The sequence below is a fragment of the Roseimarinus sediminis genome (genome assembly GCF_050433125.1).
GTDB classification, from domain to species: domain Bacteria; phylum Bacteroidota; class Bacteroidia; order Bacteroidales; family Prolixibacteraceae; genus Roseimarinus; species Roseimarinus sediminis.
Map to the genome: position 1 here is coordinate 250708 of NZ_JBNPXV010000001.1, position 24192 is coordinate 274899.

The window sequence follows — 24192 nt, forward strand, 5'->3', positions numbered from 1 at the left end:
GTTCAGCACCTTAACTTGTTTTGCTAAAATGCTTCATTAAAATGGCTGCCTTACTTTTTCCAAGTACATTTACAAGCTCATCGACCCCAGCATCTTTTATTCCCTGTACCGACTTAAACTTTTGAAGTAAAAGTTCCTTTGATTTAGCTCCGATTCCCCTAATTTTATCGAGTTCGGAAACAGTCATTTCCTTGTCCCGCTTACTCCGGTGATGTGTAATTCCAAAGCGATGCGCCTCATCACGGAGTTGCTGAATCAGTTTAAGCGTTTCCGAATTTTTATCGATGTACAAAGGAACCGGATCTCCGGGATAATAAATTTCCTCAAGCCTTTTTGCAATTCCAATAATTGGCAATTTACCTCTGATACCCAACTTTTCAAGCGCTTTTAAAGCTGAACCCAATTGTCCTTTTCCACCGTCGACGATTACCAGATTGGGCAGTTTTTGCTCTTCTTCGAGCAAACGACGGTAGCGACGAAAAACAATTTCTTCCATCGAGGCAAAGTCATTGGGGCCTTCAACGGTTTTAATATTGAAATGTCTGTAATCGCGTTTTGAAGGTCTTGCATTCTTAAAAACGACACAGGCCGCCACCGGATTTGATCCCTGCAGATTACTGTTATCAAAGCATTCGATATGAAAAGGGAGCTCCTTTAACCTTAGGTCTTTTTGCGCCGTTTTAAGAATTCGTTCCGAAGAGCTTTCGTGCTTTTGCAATGCACTGTTTTTCTTTTTTTCAAGAATAAAATACTTAACATTTTTCTCCGATAACTCAAGTAATTTGCGCTTATCCCCGCGCTGTGGCACTACATATTTTATCCCTTCAAGCTCAAATCCTGGCATAAAGGGCACGATTAGCTCGCTGCCATTACTGAAAATTTTTTGTCTTATCTCAGTAATTCCACTTAATAGCAAATCTTCATCCGATTCATCTAACTTCGATTTCATTTCAAGTGTATAGGAATGGATTACTCCCCCATTCACTACTTTCAGGAAATTAACATACGAAACATCCTCTTCCTTTTTAAAGGAATACACATCAATATTTCTGATAGACGGACTAACCACCGTAGATTTTGCCTGATAGTTTTGTAATACAGCAAGTCGCTCTTTAATAGCATGTGCATCCTCAAAATTAAGCGTTTCTGCGTATTTATTCATTTGATTCTTTAAGTCACTTACCACCGAACCAATATTCCCCCTCAATATGTGTTTAATCTCTTCAATACCCTTCTGATATTCATCCTCACGCTGATGCCCCTCGCAGGGACCCAAACAGTTACCTATATGATATTGAAGACAAACTTTAAACTTTCCACGTGAAACATTCTCATGATGCAGCTTGTAATTACACGTTCGAAGCTTGTATGTTTTCTTAAAGAGTTCAATTAAGGTCCTCACCAACAACATAGAAGTAAAAGGTCCGAAGTACAGTGAACCATCCTTAACAACACGGCGGGTATAAAACACTCTGGGGAAAGGCTCGTTTTTTATACAAATCCATGGAAAAGTTTTATCGTCTTTCAACTGGATATTGTAGCGCGGCTGATATTTTTTTATGAGGTTGTTTTCAAGAATCAGTGCATCCTGTTCGCTCTCTACAACTATGAATTTAATCTCACTAATATTACGAACCAACAATTGGGTTTTACGACTATCGTGGTTTTTTGTAAAATAAGACGCCACCCGCCGCTTCAACCGCTTTGCCTTGCCTATGTAGATAATGCTGCCGGTTTTATCAAAGAATTGATAAATTCCAGGCTCATCGGGCAATGAAGCAACACTGTTTTTTAAATGATCTTTTACTGGCATCACTGTATCTGAAGATCGACAAAGGCAAAGCGATTGACATCAAATAAGCCTCTGTCTCCTATTTTTAATTCAGGAATTACAAGTAAGGACATAAAAGCCATTGTCATAAAAGGTGCATGCATAGTACAACCCAAATCATTGGCTGCCTTCGATAAAATCTTGTACTTTTCTGCTACAATCCCGGCTGCCTGATCAGACATCAAACCAGCAATCGGCAGTGCCAGGCTTTCGTGCTTAACACCATCATATACAAGGAGTCCGCCTCGCATTTTCTGAATCTGTTCAATAGCCATTAACAAATCGATATCAGAAACTCCAACAGCAACTATATTATGAGAATCGTGAGCAATAGTACCTGCAATTGCACCCTTTTTCAATTGAAAACCCCTAATAAAACCAACAACTGGCTTTGCCTTGCTATAACGATTTAAAACAACTATTTTAAGAATGTCATTTTTAGTATCACTTTCAATAAACTCACCTGTGCGATCGATTTGCCAGTGCAAGGCTTTTGTTAACAAACTATCGGGAATGACCTCAATAACCCGTAAACAACCTCCTTTAACTCGAACTTTTAAATCATCTATACTCAAGGTATTTTGAAAGAAATTATTAATTGGCTCTCCTTCCTGTACAGAAATATTGACAGTGTTTCCGTCAAAAACAAGCGAGCCATCTATTACAGAAGACAAAATATCAAAATCATCCAAGTTATTCACTACAATAAAATCGGCTGAATCGCCTTCCTGAAGTAAACCAAGACCCAACTTGTAATGACGAACTGCATTAACTGTTGCACCTTTTAATACCGACCACAAATGAAAATTAGCATGCAAGGCTGTTTTTACAAGTTCATTAATATAGCCATTTAACAACTCATCGGGATGACAATCATCGGTACAAAACATGATGTCTCCCGGATTACTTTCTATTAGCGGCATCAATTTTTCAAAGTCGCGGGAAGCACTCGATTGCCTCAACATAATTTTCATGCCCAGTGCTATTTTTTCTATTGCTTCTTCAACCGTTGTACACTCATGATCGGTTGATATTCCTGCACTTACATAGCGCTTTAAATCAGAACCTGAAAGCATAGGGGCATGTCCGTCGACTGGAAGTCTATATTTGTGAGCAGTGTTAAGCTTTCTAATAATTTCTGCATCCTTCTGAATAACTCCTGGAAAGTTCATCATCTCAGACAAGTGCGTACATTTCCCTTTTTTAAATAATTCGTCAATTTCCTTTGCTCCAATCTCGGCTCCAGAGGTTTCAAAACGAGTAGCAGGAACACAGGAAGGTGCACCGGTTGCAATTTTCATTGGGCTTAAAGCAGCATTTTGTAACATAAAATCGACTCCATCAACACCACATACATTGGCTATTTCATGTGGGTCGCTTATAGCTGCCAGTACGCCATGCCTTATGGCTACTTTTGAATATTCGAGTGGTGAAAGCATTGAACTTTCAATATGCACATGCGCATCGACCAATCCCGGAAGAATGTATTGCGAAGATATTACTTTGTCATCTTCTTCTATTTTTACAATCCGATCGTTGTAGAAGATGCGACCTTTAAATATCCGCTCTGCTACAACATCAATTATATTTCCTTCTATTCTTTCCATGTTTCACGTGGAACTATCTACCCATTAAAACTAATAATACGCTAATATCTGATGGCGAGACGCCGGGAATACGACTGGCCTGTCCAAGGGTTTTCGGTTGAATATTGGCCAATTTTTGCCTTGCCTCGGTTGATAAGGTATGAATGGCTTCATAATCAAACTTGTTTTCGATAACGATATCATTCAATCTCTTGAATTTATCAGCCAATAATTTTTCCCTTTCAACATAACCTGCATACTTGATCAGAATTTCTGTCGAATCGATAATTTCTTCTGCCCTCTCGCCCAAATTGATGATCATTTCTTTTAAATCGGGTTCCAGATTAATAATATCTTTCAACTTAATTTGCGGCCGACCAATTAAATCGATTAGTTTAACACCTTGCTTTAAGGGTGCCGAACCAACACTTTCAAGAAAGTTATTGTATTGTTCGGGCTTAATACTTTTACCATTAACAAAGCTGTAGAGTTCATTACGTGCTGCTAATTTCTGCTCGAGCAAATCTACCCGTCGTTTTGATGCCAAACCTAAGGCATACCCCTTATGACTTAGGCGTTCATCAGCATTATCCTGTCTAAGCAGAATTCTGTATTCTGCCCTTGATGTAAACATTCGGTAAGGTTCATCCACACCTTTTGTTACCAGATCATCAATTAAAACACCAATATATGCTTCGTCGCGACCCAGAATAAAGTCCTCTTTTCCTTGACAACGATTATGCGCATTGATGCCTGCAATGATTCCCTGTGCCCCCGCTTCTTCATATCCAGTGGTACCATTAATTTGTCCCGCAAAATAAAGGTTTTTAATTTTCTTAGTTTCCAGCGTATGATAGAGCTGTGTGGGATCGAAAAAATCATATTCAATGGCGTATCCAGGTCTGAATATTTTAACCTTTTCAAAACCCTTTACTTTTCTTAAAGCTTCCAACTGAACATCCCAAGGCAAGGAAGAAGAATAGCCATTCAAATAATATTCGATGGTATCTTCCCCTTCAGGCTCCAGAAATAAATGATGCTGATCCTTGTCAGAAAAAGTAATCAACTTTGTTTCTATACTTGGGCAGTACCTGGGTCCTAAACTTTGTATTGTACCATCAAACAATGGTGACGATTCAAACCCTGTTTGCAAAATATTATGCGTCTCAGGATTTGTGTATGCCATATAACATGAAAGCTGCTTAAGTTTTGAGCGATTCTCAGGAAGATAAGAAAATTTATAGAAATCATCATCTCCTTTTTGCTCTGTAAGAACACTGTAATCTACTGATCTACCGTCTATTCTAACAGGCGTTCCCGTTTTCATTCTACCAACGTTAAAGCCAGCGTCGAGCAATTGTTCGCTAATGTGCTTCGATTCGGGCTCAGCAATACGACCACCTTTTTGCTTGGTCTGACCAATATGAATTAAACCATTGAGGAACGTCCCATTAGTTAGTATTACACACTTAGCATTAAATTCTATGTCTAAATCTGTTTTAACACCATACACCTTGGTATCATCCATTAATAATTGTACAACCATTCCCTGCCAAAAATCGATATTCTCATTTTTTTCGAGGTATCTTCTCCAGGTAGCAGAAAAATGCATTCTGTCGCACTGAGCTCTTGGACTCCACATCGCTGCTCCCTTCGATCGGTTCAACATCCTGAATTGAATACTTGACTCATCGGTTACAATACCTGCATAGCCACCAAGCGCATCAATTTCCCGTACGATTTGTCCCTTTGCAATTCCACCAACTGCCGGGTTACAACTCATTTGAGCAATTTTGTTCATATCCATGGTAATGAGCAATACTTTCGAACCCATATTGCCCGCAGCCATGGCCGCCTCACATCCGGCATGGCCGGCTCCTACAACAATTACATCGTATTGAAATTTCATAATGAAACTAAAGTTTTATTCAAACTGCGACAAAAGTATCAATTTATAAGCAATTATGAATCAAACATGTTCATCGCTTCTTCTTCTTTCTGACGCATTATTTGCTTTTGTTCCTTAGTTTTGTCGTCGAAGCCCACCAAATGAAGTATTCCATGAATGATTACCCTGCGCAGTTCATCGCTAAAACTTACTTTGTATTCCTTGGCATTTTCACGAACCGTATCAAGACTAATAAATATATCACCAGATAACTCATTATCAGTGTTATAATTAAAAGTTATAATGTCAGTAAAATAATCGTGATTAAGATATTCTTTGTTAATTTGAAGTAAATATGGGTCGGAACAAAAAATAAACGAAACTTCCCCGGTACGCTTTCCATGAAAATGAATGATCCGTTCAATCCAGTCAATATACTTTGTTGTATCGATTACTGGTAAATCAATGTCTTCGTTATAAAAATAAATCACTGCTTGTTGAAGCTTAAAATAACCGTAGAACCACCATTTAAAAAACTTACAGCTGATGCATACTGCTTCATAATAAAGATACCTCTACCCGATTCTTTGATCAAATTTGCAGGATCACATGGGTCGGGAACCTGGTCGTATTCAAAACCATCTCCTTCATCGCTAATAACTAGCTGGTAAATTTGTTCCAATTCCTGAAAAGTAATTTTAACACGCTTGGTGATATTCTCTTTATTACCATGTAAGATAGCATTGTTGACTGCTTCGGTACCTGCCAGATAAATTTTTCCATAAATTTTACGCGAAAAATTTAATTTTTTAAAAATGGCTGTAAAAAACAACTCAACATTTTTAATTTTATTAATATCCGATTCTATTTCAATTGTTTGAACCATTTATACTATCTAATTGATTAACATAGTTTTGATACTTTAGCTGGTAATAACGTTTTAAAATTAGCTTTTCTCTTAACAATCGCTCATCAAATTTATCATTTGAAATAGTATTATCAAAGTATTTTGCTGTTTCACTTATACGATTCTGCTGTGCTGTGGATGATTTTCTTTTTTCATCAAGTTCTCTTTCATTCTCAGCATTCTCGGCTTCAAGCAATCGTGTTAATATTTCCCTTTGCCGGTCAACTGTCTGATCTGACAAATTATCCCTAATAATATCTTCTTTTACTTTATCAAGCAATTGTTCAGCCTGTTTCAACGTTTCAAAGGCATTACTTCCAACATTGCCATTTTGCATCATTTTCTGAAGCATGTCTTTCATTTTTTCCTGCTGCGCCAATGCTTTTCCCATTTCCTGGCTCATCGATTGCCCGCTACTGCCCTCCTTCATCATTTGCATCATTTTTTCAAGTTGTTCCTGCATGCTCTTTTGCATTTGCTTTAATGAGTTGCCCATGCTGTTTGGATTCGGATTATTGCCGGGTTTCTGGCAGTTTTGATTGCCAGGCATCGAATTTGCCTGTTGTTCCTGCATATTTTTGATCACTTCAGATAAAAACAATGCCAGATTATTTGCAGAGGTAAGCACCACCTGTTGACCAACTTTTGACTGAGCCACTCTGTCTTCCGACAAATTCTTATCTATGGTAACAAATGAATTTTCAATCGTTACAATTTCCTTATTAACAACTGAATTAATTGAAGGCTCCCGTCTGGCAAGGGCATAAATAGAATCTTTAATTACTCCAAAGTCTGTATAAAGTTTCTTTTGCTCAGCCAAAATATTGCCATCGAACTGTTGATTGACCGGCTTTACAATCACTTCTTCCTGCGAAACACTAAATAAAACAAGGTTATCAAGTATCTGCAACAAATCTTCTATACTCTCCTGATTTTGCTGAGCAAAGGCAGCATCCATCATTTGTTGCATCATAGAAGCCAGCGCTTCCATTTTTTGTTTGTTGTTCTCCAGCGACTGACGAGAACTTTTTTCTTTATTCTTATTCAACTGATCGATCGATTGATCAAATTCTTCCTGAATTGCACCAAATTCATCCTCAAAATCGTAAAGTTGAACTGGTTCTTCCAGCTCATCATTTAATTGTTGTATTTTTTCATATTGCTCTTCTAAATCCGACATTTCCTTCTTCGATTGTTCCTGCTTTTCGCTTAAACTTTCAGGTTGAACCCCATTATTAATTGAATCCTGCAATTTATTTTGTTCATCCGCTTTTTGCTTTAACTGTTCAATGGCCGAGGACAACTGCTGCTCAATTTTCATCCGTTTTAACAGCGATATATTTCTGTCGAGCTGTTCTGATAGATCATCGAGCGATATGTCAAGCTGCTCTGATAAGTTATTTACTTTTTCCTGATCAAACTGCTCCATCATTTTGTTGAATTCATCCATCAGCTTTTTTAATTCGTCTGACATTATTTCTTCCAACATCTCTTCAATCCTATTCTGCTTTTCTATTAACTCCTCATTCTGTTCAGTATACGATTCCAAATAACTATTTAATTCCTTGTTCCTTTCCTTTATTTCATCCAAAGCCTTTTCAAGCTGCATTTTATTTGAAAAAATATTTTTGACAGCTTCCTTCTTTTCCCAATCACTGAGCTCAGAATTAATCATTTTTTGCTTTAAATCTGCTAAATCTTCTTTAATCTGATTCGTAAGATTCATGCTTTCGCTTACAACTTCTTCAATGTTGTCAAATTGTTCTTCCTGGTAATTATTAATGTCTTTTTGATCGGGAAAACGAAATAAGTATACCTCGCTGGTCGATTTTTTACTGCCGTTAATAGCATCATTATCTCCTACTTCAAAGTAATATTCTACCTCTGGTGTCACTCCTTTATAAAAATTAAAATTGTAAGCATAAAAGAAATCCTGTTGCATTAAGTTTGGGATAAACTGTACCGGACGAATCGAATCAATTTTTCCATCCACTTTGGAAATGAAGTTTAAGTTGGAAATACCATAATCATCGGCGATTATACCCTTGAAATAACTTCTTGTAAACTCCATACTATCGATTAGCATATCCACATCGATGGCAGGATAATCGTCGGGTATTAGTTCCACATTGACCGACAGTAAATTAGCGCTTTCAAAATACTTATTTTGAACTCCTATCGAATACAAGGCATTATTGTAAACAGTTAACTCATGATTAAACGGTTGCACTACACTGCTACTTTGATCAGCAGCAGACAGAAACAAGGTATCGGTGTAAAACGTTTGGAATGAGAAAGCAAGCTTAGATCCATGCGGAACAATAATTTCTGTTACATTATTAAAAACTTCATTTTTCAACCCTGTATAAGCAGGTTTTTTTACTTCTATATCGAATCCTGCCAAAACAGGTTTCGGTAATACTTCCAGCGTATATTTTTTTGAATGAAATTCGCCAACACTAAAATTAAAATGGACATCATTATTTACTGAAGTAAGCTCGTAGGAATAAATATTTAATGAATCCTTCTTCATCATAAACTGGTTGTCTCCATAGCCAAGCAAAACTTCAGTAAACTCTTTATCGCTGTCTACTTTTACCCTGATATTGTAATTATCACCCTTTCCTGCAGTTAACGCTTCATTTAGCAAAATGAACTGATAAGGAGATGGCTTTTCGAATTCAACATTATATGCCAATAATCTCGAAGCAGACGACTTCAAATTTGAAGGCATGAACATGACCAAAAGTATGCTTGAAGCAATAAAACCAAAAAGTACCCATAAAAATCGACGATGTTCCTTTAAACTTATCGCTTCATTAAAATCAAAATGCTTAATTGAACTTATTTTTTGATCAATACTGGCAATAATTAATTCGTTTGAATAATTATTTTCATTCGCCTGATTATTTAATTCAATAATATTCAGTAACTGATCTTTTATATCAGGAAAATGTTCTACAATCAATTCATTAATTTTCTCTGTTTTAATCGTATTCCCAATACCAAAAAAACCTAGTAAAGGCCATAATACACCATAAACTATTGTAAAAGAAATCCCGGTGAGATAAAGTGTTAAGATTATTTTCTTTTCGTAACTACTGAAGTAAAAAAACAATTCTGTAAATACAGCCAATAAAGTCAAAATAATTGCTATAATTATACTAAATAACAATCCTTTAACAACTTTATTGAGATAATATTTCTTTACAAATTTTAAAATTCGCTTTTCTATAATTAAATAATTATCTCTCATCACTTAAAATTTGTTTTATTACAAAGATAAACGCTAATGGCACAATTAGATACTATATTTCAGACAATCGGCATTAAATTGCCATCAAGAGTGCTTTTTAATATTATGTTCCTTTATGGTTGATAAACTGTTAAAACAAGCGTACAATTTTTTAAAAGAAAACTTGATAAAACCGATTACAATATTAGCTATAGAAACTTTTTAAAAATGCAGCTAAAGCTATCAATTTTTAACACGCTTCTTTATTCACAGTATCAACAATACAAAAGTGCACAAAAGCAGGCTAAAGTCTTATTAACAATTGTTAAAAAAAATACTTACAAAATTAGTATCCAGACTTTTAAATTTTCAAAAGATATTCAAAACCTATTGAAATATTTTTAAATTCGTGTAGATAAAAACTCGTTCTAAGTTATCAACAGAATTAACAGGCTAATATCATTAATAAGACTTTTAAATATTTTAAGAAATAAAAATATATATTTGCAGGGCAATATTGTTAATTAGTGAGAGGAAGAAAGTTAGGCTATGAAAGAAAATTTATCGATTTTATTGGTTGAGGATAACATTCTTAACCAGCGTATTACAACCTTTAGCTTGAAAAAGTTTAACCACGAAGTTGATATTGCAAACAATGGTTTAGAGGCTGTAAATAAATACCGTGAAAAGACATACGATGTTATTTTGATGGATATTATGATGCCGGTAATGGATGGGCTGGAAGCTACTTTTCAAATCAGAAAATTTGAAAAGGAAAACGACAACAAACATCATACACCCGTTATTGCCATAACTGCCAATACGCTGGATAACGACAGGGATAAATGTCTGGCTACCGGCATGGATGAATATATGGCTAAACCATTCGATATGAATAGGTTAAACGAAATATTCAAAGAATTGAATATTATAGGATAAAGTTAATATCTTTGGCCATTGTTAAGTAAAATGAATGGCCGATTCACTGGATATACGAGGAAATTTAAATTCGGAAACGGATAGCGACTTTGATAAAAAGCTGCGTCCGTTAAGTTTTGATGATTTTAGCGGACAGCGTAAAATCATCGATAATCTTCTTGTATTTGTACAAGCTGCAAAACAGCGCGACGAAGCGTTGGATCATGTACTTCTTCACGGGCCTCCAGGTCTTGGAAAAACCACACTTTCGAATATTATCGCACATGAGCTGAATGTGAGCATGAAGACAACATCGGGTCCTGTATTGGATAAACCGGCTGATTTAGCTGGTTTGTTAACCAATCTCGAAGCGCACGATGTATTGTTTATCGACGAAATTCACCGTTTAAGTCCCATTGTGGAAGAATACCTGTATTCGGCCATGGAAGATTACAAAATCGACATTATGCTCGATAAGGGACCCAGTGCAAGATCTATTCAGATTGAGCTCAATCCGTTTACACTGGTTGGAGCTACTACCCGCTCAGGATTATTAACGAGTCCATTAAGGGCCCGATTTGGAATCAATGCGCACCTTGAATACTACGATACCGAAGTTCTTCACAAAATTATAAAACGTTCAGCTGGCATTTTAAATGTTGAAATACACAATGATGCTGCCATGGAAATTGCCGGACGAAGTAGGGGTACGCCACGTATACTCAACGCTCTGCTGCGAAGAGTACGCGATTTTGCCCAGGTTAAGGGCAATGGTATCATCGACATGGATATAACCAAATATGCGCTTAAATCGCTTAATATCGATCAGTATGGCCTCGATGAAATGGATAATAAAATCTTACTCACGATTATTGAAAAATTTAAGGGAGGTCCGGTAGGTTTAAGTACCATTTCAACAGCTGTGGGTGAAGATGCAGGTACCATAGAAGAAGTTTATGAGCCATTTCTCATAAAAGAAGGTTTTATAAAACGAACTCCACGGGGAAGAGAAGTGACAGAAAAGGCTTATCATCATCTTGGCAGGACCAATTTGAATTCTGATAATTTCACCCTTTTTTAATTCACTCAAAACGTACTTTAAATGTTCGTGGCCACCATTTCCCGGTAATGTAAAAAAGTTCTTCTTCAGGATGGTAAGCAATGCCGTTCAATACATCAATACGCGAATTATTGTAATTTTGAAGCAGGCCGCTCATATTGATAAAAGCCAGCACAATGCCTGTATTTGCATCTATTTTTGCAATGGTTTCCGATGTCCAAATGTTGGCATAAATTATCCCGTCGACATATTCCAGTTCATTCAGATTTTTAACAAAACCGTCGGGATAAGTGGCTTCAATTACTTTTTCAACTTTGAAATTTTCAGGGTTAAGGAAGAATAGTTTTGAACTACCATCACTCATAATGAGCGATTGGCCATCGTTGGTTAATCCCCAGCCCTCTTTGGAAGAAAAACTAAATTCGTCAATTTTTTCAAAAGTATTTAAGTCATAAACCATTCCTTTTCGCGACTTGTAGGTGAGTTGGTAAATTTTACCGTTCAAAATGGTGATGCCTTCTCCAAAATACTGAGCTTCGAGTTTTATTGATTTATCAATGGTTTGATGATCAGGTAAATATTTGTGAATATAGCTTTCATCATAATTTCCTGTGCCTTCGAAAAGTATTCCCTTGTGAAATTCAAAACCCTGTGTGTAATTTTCAGTAGGATGCGAAATACTTTCGATCAGTTGATAACCCATTTTTGCAGCTGGGGTATCCGAAACAACTTTTATGATTACATAATTGCTTCCTGTTTTGCCGGCTGTGTTGGTGGCTACTGCTTTTACAATATGTTGTCCAGGTAAAATCGTTTCATTAACAGTGAATTGCAAAGCTTTATCATTAACAGTTTTTAGTAAACGATCGTCAATATATAGTTTTAATTCGCTAATTTCGGGTTCATCAAAGCGAGAACTTAGTTCAATAGAAAAATGATCTCCGTAACTTATTGTTTTGTTTGATGGCGTAATCTGTATATTTGTGACAGGTTTACGGCCTTTGTTCGATTTGGAACTGCAAGCTGAAAAACCTATGAGTAGGACTAAAAACGAGGCCACGATTATTTTCATATTGGCAATGATTATTTAGCACAGTAAAATGTAAGTGACAAAATTAACAAACAAAATACGAATTCATTCACCCAATCCAATAACATTTAGCAATTGAAAGCTTTAAGAAAACTATCGGGCGAAACTGCCATTTACGGTATTCCAAGCATTGTTGGACGGTTTTTAAACTGGTGGCTAAATCCATACTGGACTTACATGTTTGTGCAACAGGAAGAACTGGGGCGAATCAGTAACATTTATGCCTATGTAGCCTTCCTTTTTGTGATACTTACCTATGGAATGGAAACCGGGTATTTCAGGTTTGCATCCAGGGATAAGTCGCCCGATAAAGTTTTTTCCACCTCGTTTTTATCGATTACTTTTTCGACTCTACTTTTTGTTGCGGGAATAATTTTATGGCGCGATGACCTGGCAGCAGCTGTGAGCATGCCGGGCTATTCAAATTTCATTGTAATTATGGGAATTACCGTTGCATTTGATGTTTTGGGAACCCTGCCATTTGCAAAATTACGGCTGCAACACAGACCCATGCGCTTTGCTGTTATTAAGTTTGTTAATATTGGAATTAATATTGGTTTCAATTTATTTTTTCTCTCTCTTTGCCCATGGCTTGAAAGCCGTTTTCCAGGTTCTGTTATCGACCAACTGTATGACCGTAGTTTTAGTATTGGATATGTTTTTGTATCGAATCTGATCGCTTCCTTCGTAACGCTGCTCATGTTATTTCCGGTGATCCGCTTAAAATTGGACTTTGATTTTAAGTTGTTAAAAAGGATGATCGCTTATTCTTTTCCAATTTTAGTGGTAGGAATAACAGGAATGATCAATTTAAATATTGATAAAATACTGCTGCCAAAACTCTTGCCCGAATCGGAAGAGCCCATGACACAGCTGGGAATTTATGCGGCATCGTTTAAAATGGCCGTGATTTTGAATATGTTTATTCAGGCCTTCCGCTTTGCTTTTGAACCCTTTTTCTTTAGCAGAAAAAACGATGACAGCGATCGATCGATGTATGTTATTGTAATGAAATACTTTAGCATTATTGGTTTGATTATATTTCTGGGACTGACTACCTTTATTGATGTGTTTAAACTCATCATTTCCAGTGAGTACAGGGGGGGAATTGGTGTTGTTCCTATTGTTATGATGGCCAATTTGTTCATGGGAATCTATTTTACCTTGTCGTTGTGGTACAAACTAAGTGAAAAAACAAGGTACGGAGCATACATGGGAATCATGGGTTCGGCAATCACCCTTTTTATTAATTTTGCCTTTATTCCACTCATTGGATATTATGCTTCTGCCTGGGCAATATTGGCTTGTTTTGTTGTCATGTCGGTTGTTTCGTATCTATTGGGACAGAAATTTTATCCAATAGCTTATCAGGTGAAAAACTTCTTCTTTTACTTAATTGTTTCACTGTTATTGTTTGGAATTTATTGGATGGTGCGAACAGAAACAAATTCGTATTTTTGGCTGGCTGTATTAGTTAACCTTATCTTTTGGGCAATCATCCTACTGAAAGAAAGAAAGGAAATTTTTTCGTTGATCAGGAATGAATAATACAATAAAGATGAAAAATAAGAAAATTGCACTTGCGTCAGATCATGCAGGTTTTGAACGCAAACAGGTAGTGATTGATTATCTGAAAGATAAAGGAATTATTTTTAAGGACTTTGGAGCATACAGCAGCGAAAGCAGCGATTATGCCGATTGGGCGCATCCAATGGCATCGGCGGTAGAAAGTGGTGAATACGATTTGGGAATATCCTTATGTGGCAGCGGAAATGGAATTAACATGACTGTAAACAAACATCAGGGTATTCGTTCTGCTTTGTGCTGGACTGAAGAAATAGCACGTCTTGCACGCTTGCATAACGATGCAAACATATTGGCCCTGCCAGCTCGATTTATCAGTGATGATGAAGCAAAAAACATGCTTGAAATATTTCTAACTACCGAATTTGAAGGGGGTCGTCATATTCAGCGCATAAAAAAAATACCCTGTACTCCTGAATAGAGTTTTGAAATTATTTTTAATTTCGCAACAAAACATTACACTATGCTTTCAAATACCTGTAAATATGCAATAAGAGCCCTGATCTATCTTGCTAATTATGCAAAGGACAACCAAAAAATTGGAATCAAGAAAATTTCCGAAGATCTGAAAATTCCTTCTCCATTTTTAGGTAAAATTTTGCAGAGCCTGGCCAGGGAAAAAATTCTGACATCCATCAAAGGACCCAATGGTGGCTTTGCACTGGGACGTGAACCTGAAGATATTTCCTTGTTCGACATCGTGGTTCATATCGATGGTGAAAAGTATTTCAATCATTGTATAATCAGGCTTGAACCTTGCTCTTGTTATACCGAAGAAATTTCAACCTGTCCGGTGCACCGGCGTTTTAGTAAACTGCGTGGAGATCTGATTGGATTTTACCAGGAGACTTCCCTGGCGGATATCATCGAAGATTTCGAAATTTCGGGTGAAGCTATTCAATTCTAAAAATAATTTTTTCCAGTTTTTTATCTCTGATAAGCAACTGATAACTTACTATTCCAAGTAAACAACCGAAAAAATTCGCAAGGGCATCGGCAAACGAAGCACTCCGAACGCTTGTGATCAACAACTGCATCAATTCGAAAAAGATGCCTGTGATAACAGCAGCAATTCCCGAAATCAAATAAGTTCTGTTGTAGTTCTTATGTTTTAGAAATAAAGGAATTAATACAATTACAAGCACATAGTAAATTCCAAAATGAACTACTTTATCGAAATGTGGAATTGCAGGAAATTTGGGAATTCCTTTTGGTGGCGTCAGTGATGCATAACTGATTAAAGCGAACCAAATCACCGGATAAAGATGTTTTCGTGTAATGGGCATCATAGGCGTTTTTTTGTTGCGTTTAGACAATACTACAAAAGAAAAATCAGATTGTTTCTGCACCGGATCGTTTTAATAAAAATACCTGAACTTATTTAATAAAAAGCAAGCATCATAGCATTTGAATTTTTAAATTACCGGCAAAAACAAACGCAGAACATAAATTATTTCCTAAACACAATTGAAATGGCTGGAATTTATTTTCATATTCCTTTTTGTAAAGTAAAGTGCAGTTATTGTGATTTTTACAAAACTACCGACACTTCGCGAATCGAAGAGCTGCTTAGTGCTTTGAAACATGAGCTCTGGTTACAACGCAATTATTTGAGCGATACTTCCATTGAAACCATCTATTTTGGGGGAGGAACTCCTTCCTTATTAAACAGTCAGCAAATCACTATGCTGATCGATTGCTGCAAAGGCTTGTTCGATGTAAGCAACGATGCTGAAATTACCCTTGAAGCCAATCCCGACGATCTGAGTGAAAAATACCTGAATGACCTGTATCGAAGCCCGGTAAACCGTTTAAGCATAGGCATACAGTCATTTTTTCAATCCGATCTGAAACTGATGAAACGCAGACACAATCCTACACAGGCACTAAATGCTGTAAAAAATGCCCATAAGGCTGGATTTACCAACATCAGTGTTGACCTGATTTATGGTGTGCCGGGCATGTCTTTCGAGCAGTGGCGTGAAAACCTTCAGCAGGTATTTCAGCTTGGTGTAAAACATTTATCGGCCTATCATTTGACCTATCACAAAGGAACTCAACTATACGACGATTTGCACCGTGGTAAATTAAACGAAGTAGACGAACAGGAGAGTGTAATTCAGTTTGAAGAGCTGGTTAATCAGGCCGAAAAAAATGACTTCATACATTACGAAATTTCAAATTTTGCGCAGGAAGGCTGCTATGCCAAACATAATTCGTCGTATTGGAATCAAACCGAATACCTGGGCATCGGACCTTCTGCTCATTCGTACAATAAAACGACGCGCCAGTGGAATGTGGCCAGCCTGAATCATTATATGCTGGCTATAAAACATGGTAAGGTACCATTCGAAAGTGAAGCACTTGGCATCAACGAGCGTTTTAACGACTATATTATAACGGCTTTACGAACCATGTGGGGAATCGATCTCGATTTCGTAACACAGGAATTTGGGGAAAAGCTTGCTGCCCAATTGCAAAAAACGGCTGCAAAATACAGTGATACCGGAAAACTGCTTATTGACAAAAAACATATCAAACTGGCATATTCCGGCAAACTTATTTCCGACAGCATCATGTCGGACCTAATGCAATAAATCATGAATATTGAAAATTTACGCGACCATTGTTTGACTTTGCCCGGTACAAGCGAAAGTTTTCCTTTCGATGAAAGTACCCTGGTATTTAAGGTGATGAATAAGATTTATGCCCTGGTTAATCTGGATGGTGACCTGAGTATCAATCTTAAATGTGATCCCGAAAAAGCAATCGACTTGCGCGAATTGTATGCCTTTATTGTACCTGGTTATCATATGAATAAAAAGCACTGGAATACAGTACATATCGACGAAACCGTACCCGGAATACTCATTAAGGAATTAATCAATCATTCTTACCAGCTGGTGGTGAAAGGTTTGAGTCGAAAGGACAAGGAAAACTTACAAGAGATAGCACAAAATGGAAAAAATTAAATTCGAACTGAGCGGTGAATACATCGAACTCATCAAATTACTGAAATTACTCAGCATTGCCGAAAGCGGAGCCATGGCTAAAACCATGGTTGATAATGGCGAAGTGATGCTTAACAATCAAAAGGAAAACCGCAAAAGAGCAAAACTCAGAAAGGGCGACGTGATCAGGATTTTCGATCTGGAAATAAGTATAGAGTAGGTAGAAAAAGAAAGCCGGAAATTGGGGATTTCCGGCTGAAGTTAAGCTTGTGCGCTTGGGGTGTGTGGTTGGAAAAGAGAAAATTAAACTGGTTTTGATTAAGCACTTCAAAAGTATGAATTTTAAGCTGTCTGTCAATACCTTTTTGCCTACTCTTTTCATTATGAACCCCTTCTTTTTATGAATGCCCGTTTCGGGGTGTTAAATGCATTGTTTGCTTTGATTAAAAATCAGACCATTCTTTCTTCAAAAGACTATAAACTTCCAGATCGCGAAATCCGACAGCACATTTCTCTCCGTTACGTTCAATTCCTTCGAATAAAAAGCCCAGTTTTTTGGGAATATTACTGCTCCGTATGTTTCCAACACCGCATTTAATTTGTATCCGGTTGAACGATAATTCAGCAAAGCAAAATTCGATGATCCGCTCTACCGAATGAATCATGATTCCTTTACCCGTCATTTTTTCGATCATCCAGTATCCTAGTTCCACCTTTTTGTTGAGATAGTCGATGTCCTTCAGTCCAATTAAACCGGCAAACTGATCCTGATAATAAATGGTGAATATTTCCTGACGTCGTTCAACATCATCAACAATCGATTTGACAAATGAATAGGTCTGCCCCACTTGTTTGGTACTGTCAACAAAGGGCAGCCATGTTCTTAAAAAGGAGCGATTGCTGTCGATGGCTTCAAAAATGATCTGTGCATCATCGATGCTCAGATGTCGTAGCTGGGTTTGCCGATCAACCTGAATATCTGATAAAATCATAGCTGGTATTACTAAGAGTTGTTTTTATATTTACCACAAATTTTTAGAATTTATTTTAAAGCATCGCTCATCGAACGATGTCTTATATTTGTAGTGAACAATTTACATATTAAATGTTAACTAAGCTCATATGAATCAACAAAAAGGATGGATGTACTTACTGCTTGCATTGGTGTTGGTGGCTTGTTCCGGAAAGTCGACCACTGCAGGGGAAGAAGAACAAAAGGTACGTATCAAAACAATTTATGGTGACATGGTGATCAAACTTTACAACGAAACGCCACGGCACCGCGATAATTTTATTCAACTGGTGAAAGAAGATTTTTACGATGGCTTGTTGTTTCACCGGGTCATCGATAGTTTTATGATCCAGGGGGGTGATCCTGAATCGAAAAATGCAGCCGCAAAACAACATCTTGGAAGCGGTGGACCCGCTTACACCATTCCTGCCGAAATAGTCGAAGGCTTATATCATAAAAAAGGAGCACTTGCAGCTGCCCGACAGGGCGACAATGTGAACCCTGAAAGAGCATCATCGGGTTCGCAGTTTTATATTGTTCATGGTAAAAAATGGAATGAGAAGGCCTTAAATGATTTTGAAGATCAGCAAAAATTCAAGGCTTCAAGAATGGAGTTCATGAAGCTGTACCGCGAAGCCCTGCCTACCATTCAGCGCCTGCAAAGCGAGGGGAAAATCGACAGTATCGACGATTTGAAAATCATGTTGCAGGAAAAAGCAGAAAGCTCGGTCGAAAGCAGTGGAGACCCTCTGGATGAAAAGCGCAGAGAAATTTATTCAAGCATCGGAGGAACACCGCATCTCGACGGTGCCTACACCGTTTTTGGTCAGGTGATTGAAGGTTTTGATGTGCTTGACTCACTTGCAGCCGTCCCAACCGGACCGGCCGACCGACCACTCGATGACCTGGTAATGGAAATCGAACTGATTGATTAGGAATCTCTAATTGAAAGACATTATCGAATGAAGTACATTGCGATCTTTCTATTTTTAATTAGCATTGCTTTTACCGGGCTAAAGGCACAAAGCCATCAGGTACTGATAGCCACCAACCTGGGAGACATGCGCTTTGTATTGTACGACGATACCCCCTTGCACCGCGATGCTTTTCTTGAACTGGCGCGCAAGGGACATTTTAATCAAACACTTTTTTATCGTGTCATCAAAGACTACATCATTCAGGGCGGATCGAAAGATTCAAGAAATGCTCCGCCGGGAAAATTTATTGGTTATGGTGATCCCGATAAAACAGTGAACGACGAAATTCTGGAACATCACCTTTGTAAAAGGGGAGCCCTTTGTGCACCCCGTCAGCCCGACGAAGTGAATTTCTTTAAACAAAGCGATATTTCACAGTTTTTTATCGTTCAGGGGCGAACCTATCGGCCAGGGCAGCTCGACACCATGGAGATGGCTGTAAACCGCCCCATAAGGAAGCGAATTTATAACAGTGTATATACCCCGGAAAAAAGAGAGCTGCTGAACCGGCTTAAAGAAGAAGACCTTCCTGCCGCACGAAAACTGGCTGATGAGATCAAGGATGAAATAGACGTCAGGTATGCTTTGGATGAAGGGAAACTGGAATTTACGCCCGAACAGCGCAAAGCCTATACCACCATTGGAGGCGCTCCTGAAATCGAAAATGAATACACAGTATTTGGGGAGCTGATCGGTGGCAACGAAGTAATTGATAAAATTGCTGCTTTAAAAGTTGATGAAAACAACCGGCCTTACACCGATGTGGTAATGACGGTGAGAATTGTTGAATAATCAGTATTTTTAAAGCACTTTGAAAACAGGAATATAAACTATTGATTGTGCGAAACTTTACTTATTTGCTACTTACTTTATTTATAATGTCCGCTTGTTCCGGATCATCGGAGAAAAAGGAGTCAAGCGATCATGACAGCCCTGTTAAAGAGAATGAAGCAGTCGAAAATCCTTTGACCCGGGCAGCCAGATCCGTGTATACTTTTCAAACCTATGATGGTGAGCGCCTGCTCGAAAAAGGGAGATGTTTTTTGCTTACCAATACGACATTGGTGGCACCCTTTTCGAAGTTCAATGGTGCCACGCGGGCTGAAATTACTCCCTTAAATGGAGGCACGATGATTCCTGTTAGTAACTTTTACAATTTCGATCGTATCAATAACCTGATTTTGCTGGCCGTTGATACGCTTGAAGCTGAACCGCTGAAACTCTATGGGGCTGCTGAAATTAAAGGAGTTAAAACCTACATTGTAGGTCCAAAAAAGAACAATACCCAAGCCCTGTATACCGGTTCTTGTTTACAGGAAAAAATATTACAGGGGCGTAAGCTCTACAGCATTTCAAATGTGCTTGGAAAAACACAGCTGGGAACTCCGGTTTTAGTTTCGAATGGAAGTGTACTCGGAATGGGGATTGCTGAAGAAGTAATGTATGAAAATCAGTATTTTGCTGTTCCTGCATCCGAAATTATTCAGTTAGTAAACAAACGCTCAGCACCCAAGCCCTTAGCATCCATCAATGCGCCCAATGCAAAGCGGAATGCCGCCATAAAACGCATTATTCTTGAAACCGATTATGGAAATATTGCCATTCAACTTTACAATGAAACACCCGCCTACCGCGATAATTTTGTACAATTGAGCGAAGAAGGCTTTTACGACAGTTTGTTGATACATCGGGTAATTCGTGATTTTGGTATTCAGATGGGAGCTGCCGATACCCGCCATGCAAAAGCCGACGATATTGTGGGGTGGAAGGGACCTGGCTACACGATTCCGGCACACATACTCCCCGATCGCTACCACAAGCGGGGTGCTATCGGGTCGCCACGAAAGCCCGATGATAAAAATAAACAAAAGCGTTCCGACGGATCACAGTTTTATATTGTTACAGGACGAAAATACCTGCCCGACGAATTGGATGAATTGGAAAAGGAAAAGGGCATCACATTTTCATCGGAGCAGCGTGAAATTTATTCGACTGTTGGTGGAGCGCCTCATCTCGACGGTGAGTATACCGTTTTTGGGGAAGTAATTTCGGGACTCGAGGTCGCCGACCGTATTTCTCTTTTTCCGGTAAAAGGCGATTTCAGACCCATTAGCGATATCCGCTTAAACAAAGTAAGCATCATCTATTGATTGATTAATTGATCAGCATGAACAGACAGGAAAAAGCAGTGGCGTATTTCGATTCCATGAATTGCAATCAGGCCGTGTTTTCAGTTTTTGGGAGTGAATTCGGACTGAGTGAAAAACAGTGTTTTGATTTGGGCCTTGGCTTTGGTGGCGGTATGGCCCGCCAGGGAAAAACCTGTGGAACCGTTACGGCGGCTTATATGATTATTGGACTCTGGAGTGCCCGTCAAAGCGATGATAAAGCGGAACAAAAAGCCCTGGCAGTTGAAAAAATTACTGAATTCAATCGTCGCTTTACTGCATTGAATGCGGGAACCAATTGCAGGGAACTATTGAAGTACGACCTGAGCATTCCGGCGGAAGCCGAAAAAATCAGGTCGGAAAATCTTTTTAACACTGTTTGTCCCGGGCTGGTGAAGCATGCGGTTTCCATTCTTGAATCGATGCTGAAGTTAGAGAAAAACTAATACCAGTCGAGCAATACCACTTCGCTTTGATCATTTGTTGCTTCTACCAGCCTTTTAAACAAATCGACATCGGCAAAACCATCACGCTGACGGTAATGATAGGGATAAACTTTTGCCGGTTTAAATTCGTTCACTGCCGATGCAGCCTGTTCGGGTGTCATGGTGTAGGGAAGGTTCATGCAAACAAAGGCATGATCGATGTTTACAAGTGACCTCATTTCAGGAATGTCTTCGGTATCGCCCGAAATATAAATTCTTTGACCGGCCAGTTCAATAAGGTAGCCGTTTCCTTCGCCCTGAGGGTGATAACGCAGCCTGTCGGGACTCGTATTGTAGGCTGCAACGGCTTCTATTGTCAAATGATCGATCGTTAACTGTGCTCCGTTTTTCATTACTTCTCCATAGCCGAGTTGGTCGGCTGCTGCCTGGTTCACAACAATGCGTGTTGTTGGCATAAGTAGTTTTTCAAGCAAGGCTTTGTCGAGATGATCTCCATGGGTGTGGGTAATCAGCACCAGATCGGGTGCATTGAACTGATGGTAATCGAGGGTATCACCCACCGGATCGACATAAATGGTGTGCTCTCCGGCTGTGATGACCAGCGAGGCATGTTCAACAGGAAAAAACTGTATTTGATCCTCAGTACTTTTACAAGCTCCGGCAAAAAGCAAAGGAAGCAGAGAAAAAATGATTGCTTTCATAAAAATGATGCTTTTGGTTCAATAATCAGAAAGTAAAAATTCGATACAAAATGCTGTTATTATAAAGTGCAAAGTAAGCAAATTGTTTAGCCCGATGGAATAAGCACCGCAATCACTCAGCATTTTAACATTTTCTGTTAATTTTGCAGCTTTACTGAAAACAAGCCGAGTGATGTTAAATAAAATACAAGCATTAAAAGAAGAAATTGCAGCAGTAAAGGCTGATAATAAGGATGAAGCAGAAGCTTTGCGAATCAAATACCTTAGTAAGAAAGGTTTGATTGGTCAACTGTTTGAAGAATTCAAGCAGGTGCCTGGTGATCAGAAAAAAGAGCTGGGAGCTGCCATCAATGAACTGAAAAATTTTGCCCAGGATAAAATCAACAGTCTGAAAGATACTTTTACTGCCACACGCAAAGGCGCACAGGGAATCGATCTGACCCTGCCGGGCGAAGCAATGAAGCTGGGAACCCGTCATCCGCTGGCTGTTGTGCGAAACGAAATCATCGACATTTTTGCCCGTTTGGGTTTCGTGGTAGCCGAAGGGCCTGAAATTGAAGATGACTGGCACGTGTTTTCTGCTTTGAATTTTCCACCGGAGCACCCGGCAAGAGACATGCAGGATACCTTTTTTATTGAGAAAGATCCTGATGTGCTGTTGCGCACACACACTTCAAGTGTTCAGGTTCGTATGATGGAAAAAACAAATCCGCCCATCAGGGCCATCTTCCCGGGTCGTGTTTTTCGTAATGAAGCAATTTCGGCCAGGGCACATTGCATTTTCCATCAAATTGAAGGATTATACGTCGATGAAAATGTGTCGTTTGCCGACCTGAAACAAACCCTCTTGTATTTTGCCCGCGAACTCTTTGGAGAAAAAACGCAGATCAGACTCCGGCCTTCGTATTTCCCCTTTACCGAACCATCGGCCGAAATGGACGTGAGTTGTTCAATTTGTGGAGGCAAAGGTTGCAATGTGTGTAAATACACCGGATGGCTCGAGATTATGGGTTGCGGAATGGTTGACCCCAATGTGCTCGAACTTTGTGGCATCGATTCGAAAAAATATACCGGATTTGCATTCGGAATGGGCATCGAACGCATTACCATGTTGAAATATGGCGTGAAAGATTTACGACTGTTTTTTGAAAATGATGTGCGTTTTCTGAATCAATTCCAGTCGGCCTTATAAAAGGAAAAAGTCAGTAAGTCATTGGTCATAGGGTTTTGCCCCTTATTTTTCCTTAATGACTTACTGACTTTTTCCTTACTGACTTATTGACCAATGACTTTTTCCTTACTGACTTCTTTTAGAGCACCTTTATTTCGTAAGTGAGCTCAATGGCTTTTTTGTACAGGGCCGATACGCCGCAATATTTATCCTGCGAAAGTTCAACGGCCCGCTTTAATTTGTCCAGGGGAAGATCTTTTCCTTTGAACTCATAAATCAGATGCATTTTTTCGTATTGTTTGGGATGCTCTTCGGTGAGGGTTCCATCCACCCGCACATTGAATGCTTCGGGTTCAATTTTCATCTTTTTCAGAATGGAAATAACATCCATGCCGGTGCAGCCTGCCAGCGAGGTAAGCATTAATACCTTGGGGCGTACGCCTTTATTATGCCCGCCAACCTCAGGTCCTGCATCAATTGTAAGTTTGTGTCCAAAGAGTTCTGTTTCAAACTCCATATCACCTTTCCAGCTTAATAATGTTTCTTGTACCATTTTTTCTGTTTTTGTTTGCAAAGAACTTAAATTAAGAAATTCTATTTTGTAATCAAGGTCACGCTCAAAAAAAAAAATCAACTTAAAGTTTTAATTTTTAAGCCAGCGTGCTGC

24 protein-coding genes are annotated in these 24192 nt (G+C 38.6%); 13 read left to right on the forward strand and 11 right to left on the reverse strand.

The features are described 5' to 3' along the window. Positions 1–10 precede the first annotated feature (10 nt). From uvrC to FHS86_RS01045, 6 genes are read right to left on the reverse strand one after another with little or no spacing between them, the layout of a single operon-like run. A complete protein-coding gene (gene uvrC, locus FHS86_RS01020; protein ID WP_429410204.1) occupies positions 11–1813 on the reverse strand; it encodes an excinuclease ABC subunit UvrC in 1803 nt (600 codons plus the stop codon). Beyond that, positions 1813–3438: an adenine deaminase gene (gene ade / locus FHS86_RS01025; RefSeq protein WP_429410206.1), complete on the reverse strand. Its 1626-nt coding sequence runs from the start codon at positions 3436–3438 to the stop codon at positions 1813–1815. The genes uvrC and ade overlap by 1 nt, the downstream gene beginning before the upstream one ends. 13 nt (positions 3439–3451) lie before the next feature. After that, a complete protein-coding gene (mnmG, locus tag FHS86_RS01030) occupies positions 3452–5326 on the reverse strand; it encodes a tRNA uridine-5-carboxymethylaminomethyl(34) synthesis enzyme MnmG (protein WP_429410207.1) in 1875 nt (624 codons plus the stop codon). A gap of 53 nt (positions 5327–5379) precedes the next feature. After that, the gene (gene ybeY / locus FHS86_RS01035) at positions 5380–5796 is read right to left on the reverse strand and encodes an rRNA maturation RNase YbeY (RefSeq protein WP_429410209.1); all 417 of its coding nucleotides are present in this window, start codon (positions 5794–5796) and stop codon (positions 5380–5382) included. Then, entirely contained in the window at positions 5793–6191 is a 399-nt protein-coding gene (locus FHS86_RS01040; protein WP_429410211.1) for an ATP-binding protein, read from the reverse strand. Before FHS86_RS01040 ends, ybeY begins: the two co-directional genes overlap by 4 nt. Beyond that, positions 6175–9468 carry a coiled-coil domain-containing protein gene (locus FHS86_RS01045; protein WP_429410213.1) on the reverse strand — a complete coding sequence of 1098 codons (3294 nt, stop codon included), beginning with the start codon at positions 9466–9468 and terminating at the stop codon, positions 6175–6177. The genes FHS86_RS01040 and FHS86_RS01045 overlap by 17 nt, the downstream gene beginning before the upstream one ends. 528 nt (positions 9469–9996) lie before the next feature. Between FHS86_RS01045 and FHS86_RS01050 the strand changes: the two genes are divergently transcribed. Both FHS86_RS01050 and ruvB read left to right on the forward strand, forming a co-directional pair. Next, a complete protein-coding gene (locus tag FHS86_RS01050) occupies positions 9997–10386 on the forward strand; it encodes a response regulator (protein WP_429410215.1) in 390 nt (129 codons plus the stop codon). A 34-nt stretch (positions 10387–10420) separates the two neighbouring features. After that, complete coding sequence (gene ruvB, locus FHS86_RS01055; protein ID WP_429410217.1) at positions 10421–11446, forward strand: Holliday junction branch migration DNA helicase RuvB; 1026 nt, start codon at positions 10421–10423, stop codon at positions 11444–11446. A gap of 1 nt (position 11447) precedes the next feature. On the opposite strand, the gene FHS86_RS01060 is transcribed toward ruvB, so the two are convergent. Continuing rightward, on the reverse strand, positions 11448–12497 hold the full coding sequence (locus tag FHS86_RS01060) for a glutaminyl-peptide cyclotransferase (RefSeq protein WP_429410219.1): 1050 nt from the start codon (positions 12495–12497) through the stop codon (positions 11448–11450). A gap of 93 nt (positions 12498–12590) precedes the next feature. On the opposite strand from FHS86_RS01060, the gene FHS86_RS01065 reads away from it, so the two are divergent. The 3 genes from FHS86_RS01065 to FHS86_RS01075 are packed head-to-tail and all read left to right on the forward strand — an operon-like array spanning position 12591 to position 15006. Next, entirely contained in the window at positions 12591–14063 is a 1473-nt protein-coding gene (locus FHS86_RS01065; RefSeq protein WP_429410221.1) for a lipopolysaccharide biosynthesis protein, read from the forward strand. A gap of 10 nt (positions 14064–14073) precedes the next feature. After that, positions 14074–14520, forward strand: a complete 447-nt coding sequence (gene rpiB / locus FHS86_RS01070) for a ribose 5-phosphate isomerase B (protein ID WP_429410223.1) — start codon at positions 14074–14076, stop codon at positions 14518–14520. Between the two features lie 42 nt (positions 14521–14562). Next, positions 14563–15006 (forward strand): RrF2 family transcriptional regulator, encoded by a 444-nt coding sequence (locus tag FHS86_RS01075; RefSeq protein WP_429410225.1) that lies wholly within the window; start codon positions 14563–14565, stop codon positions 15004–15006. Here FHS86_RS01075 and FHS86_RS01080 read toward each other — a convergent pair. Further along, the gene (locus FHS86_RS01080; RefSeq protein WP_429410227.1) at positions 14993–15388 is read right to left on the reverse strand and encodes a VanZ family protein; all 396 of its coding nucleotides are present in this window, start codon (positions 15386–15388) and stop codon (positions 14993–14995) included. The two genes, FHS86_RS01075 and FHS86_RS01080, sit on opposite strands and share 14 nt — an antisense overlap. A 183-nt stretch (positions 15389–15571) precedes the next feature. On the opposite strand from FHS86_RS01080, the gene hemW reads away from it, so the two are divergent. The 3 genes from hemW to FHS86_RS01095 are packed head-to-tail and all read left to right on the forward strand — an operon-like array spanning position 15572 to position 17270. Next, positions 15572–16696 (forward strand): radical SAM family heme chaperone HemW, encoded by a 1125-nt coding sequence (gene hemW, locus FHS86_RS01085; protein WP_429410229.1) that lies wholly within the window; start codon positions 15572–15574, stop codon positions 16694–16696. 3 nt (positions 16697–16699) lie between these two features. Beyond that, entirely contained in the window at positions 16700–17071 is a 372-nt protein-coding gene (locus FHS86_RS01090) for an MmcQ/YjbR family DNA-binding protein (RefSeq protein ID WP_429410231.1), read from the forward strand. Then, positions 17058–17270, forward strand: a complete 213-nt coding sequence (locus tag FHS86_RS01095; protein WP_429410233.1) for an RNA-binding S4 domain-containing protein — start codon at positions 17058–17060, stop codon at positions 17268–17270. Before FHS86_RS01090 ends, FHS86_RS01095 begins: the two co-directional genes overlap by 14 nt. Positions 17271–17493: 223 nt before the next feature. Here FHS86_RS01095 and FHS86_RS01100 read toward each other — a convergent pair whose 3' ends face one another. Further along, complete coding sequence (locus FHS86_RS01100; RefSeq protein ID WP_429410235.1) at positions 17494–18042, reverse strand: GNAT family N-acetyltransferase; 549 nt, start codon at positions 18040–18042, stop codon at positions 17494–17496. 130 nt (positions 18043–18172) lie between these two features. Between FHS86_RS01100 and FHS86_RS01105 the strand changes: the two genes are divergently transcribed. The 4 genes from FHS86_RS01105 (at position 18173) to FHS86_RS01120 (ending at position 21653) form a co-directional block, all read left to right on the forward strand. Then, complete coding sequence (locus FHS86_RS01105; protein WP_429410237.1) at positions 18173–18997, forward strand: peptidylprolyl isomerase; 825 nt, start codon at positions 18173–18175, stop codon at positions 18995–18997. A gap of 27 nt (positions 18998–19024) precedes the next feature. After that, a complete protein-coding gene (locus FHS86_RS01110; RefSeq protein WP_429410239.1) occupies positions 19025–19831 on the forward strand; it encodes a peptidylprolyl isomerase in 807 nt (268 codons plus the stop codon). An 86-nt stretch (positions 19832–19917) separates the two neighbouring features. Then, the gene (locus tag FHS86_RS01115; RefSeq protein WP_429410241.1) at positions 19918–21189 is read left to right on the forward strand and encodes a peptidylprolyl isomerase; all 1272 of its coding nucleotides are present in this window, start codon (positions 19918–19920) and stop codon (positions 21187–21189) included. A 17-nt stretch (positions 21190–21206) separates the two neighbouring features. Further along, positions 21207–21653 carry a C-GCAxxG-C-C family protein gene (locus tag FHS86_RS01120; protein WP_429410243.1) on the forward strand — a complete coding sequence of 149 codons (447 nt, stop codon included), beginning with the start codon at positions 21207–21209 and terminating at the stop codon, positions 21651–21653. Here FHS86_RS01120 and FHS86_RS01125 read toward each other — a convergent pair. Continuing rightward, on the reverse strand, positions 21650–22354 hold the full coding sequence (locus FHS86_RS01125; protein ID WP_429410245.1) for an MBL fold metallo-hydrolase: 705 nt from the start codon (positions 22352–22354) through the stop codon (positions 21650–21652). The two genes, FHS86_RS01120 and FHS86_RS01125, sit on opposite strands and share 4 nt — an antisense overlap. 172 nt (positions 22355–22526) lie before the next feature. Between FHS86_RS01125 and pheS the strand changes: the two genes are divergently transcribed. After that, a complete protein-coding gene (gene pheS, locus FHS86_RS01130; RefSeq protein ID WP_429410247.1) occupies positions 22527–23546 on the forward strand; it encodes a phenylalanine--tRNA ligase subunit alpha in 1020 nt (339 codons plus the stop codon). A 118-nt stretch (positions 23547–23664) separates the two neighbouring features. Here the strand turns inward: pheS and FHS86_RS01135 are convergent, their stop codons facing one another. Further along, positions 23665–24078: an OsmC family protein gene (locus tag FHS86_RS01135; RefSeq protein ID WP_429410249.1), complete on the reverse strand. Its 414-nt coding sequence runs from the start codon at positions 24076–24078 to the stop codon at positions 23665–23667. Between the last annotated feature and the right edge of the window lie 114 nt (positions 24079–24192).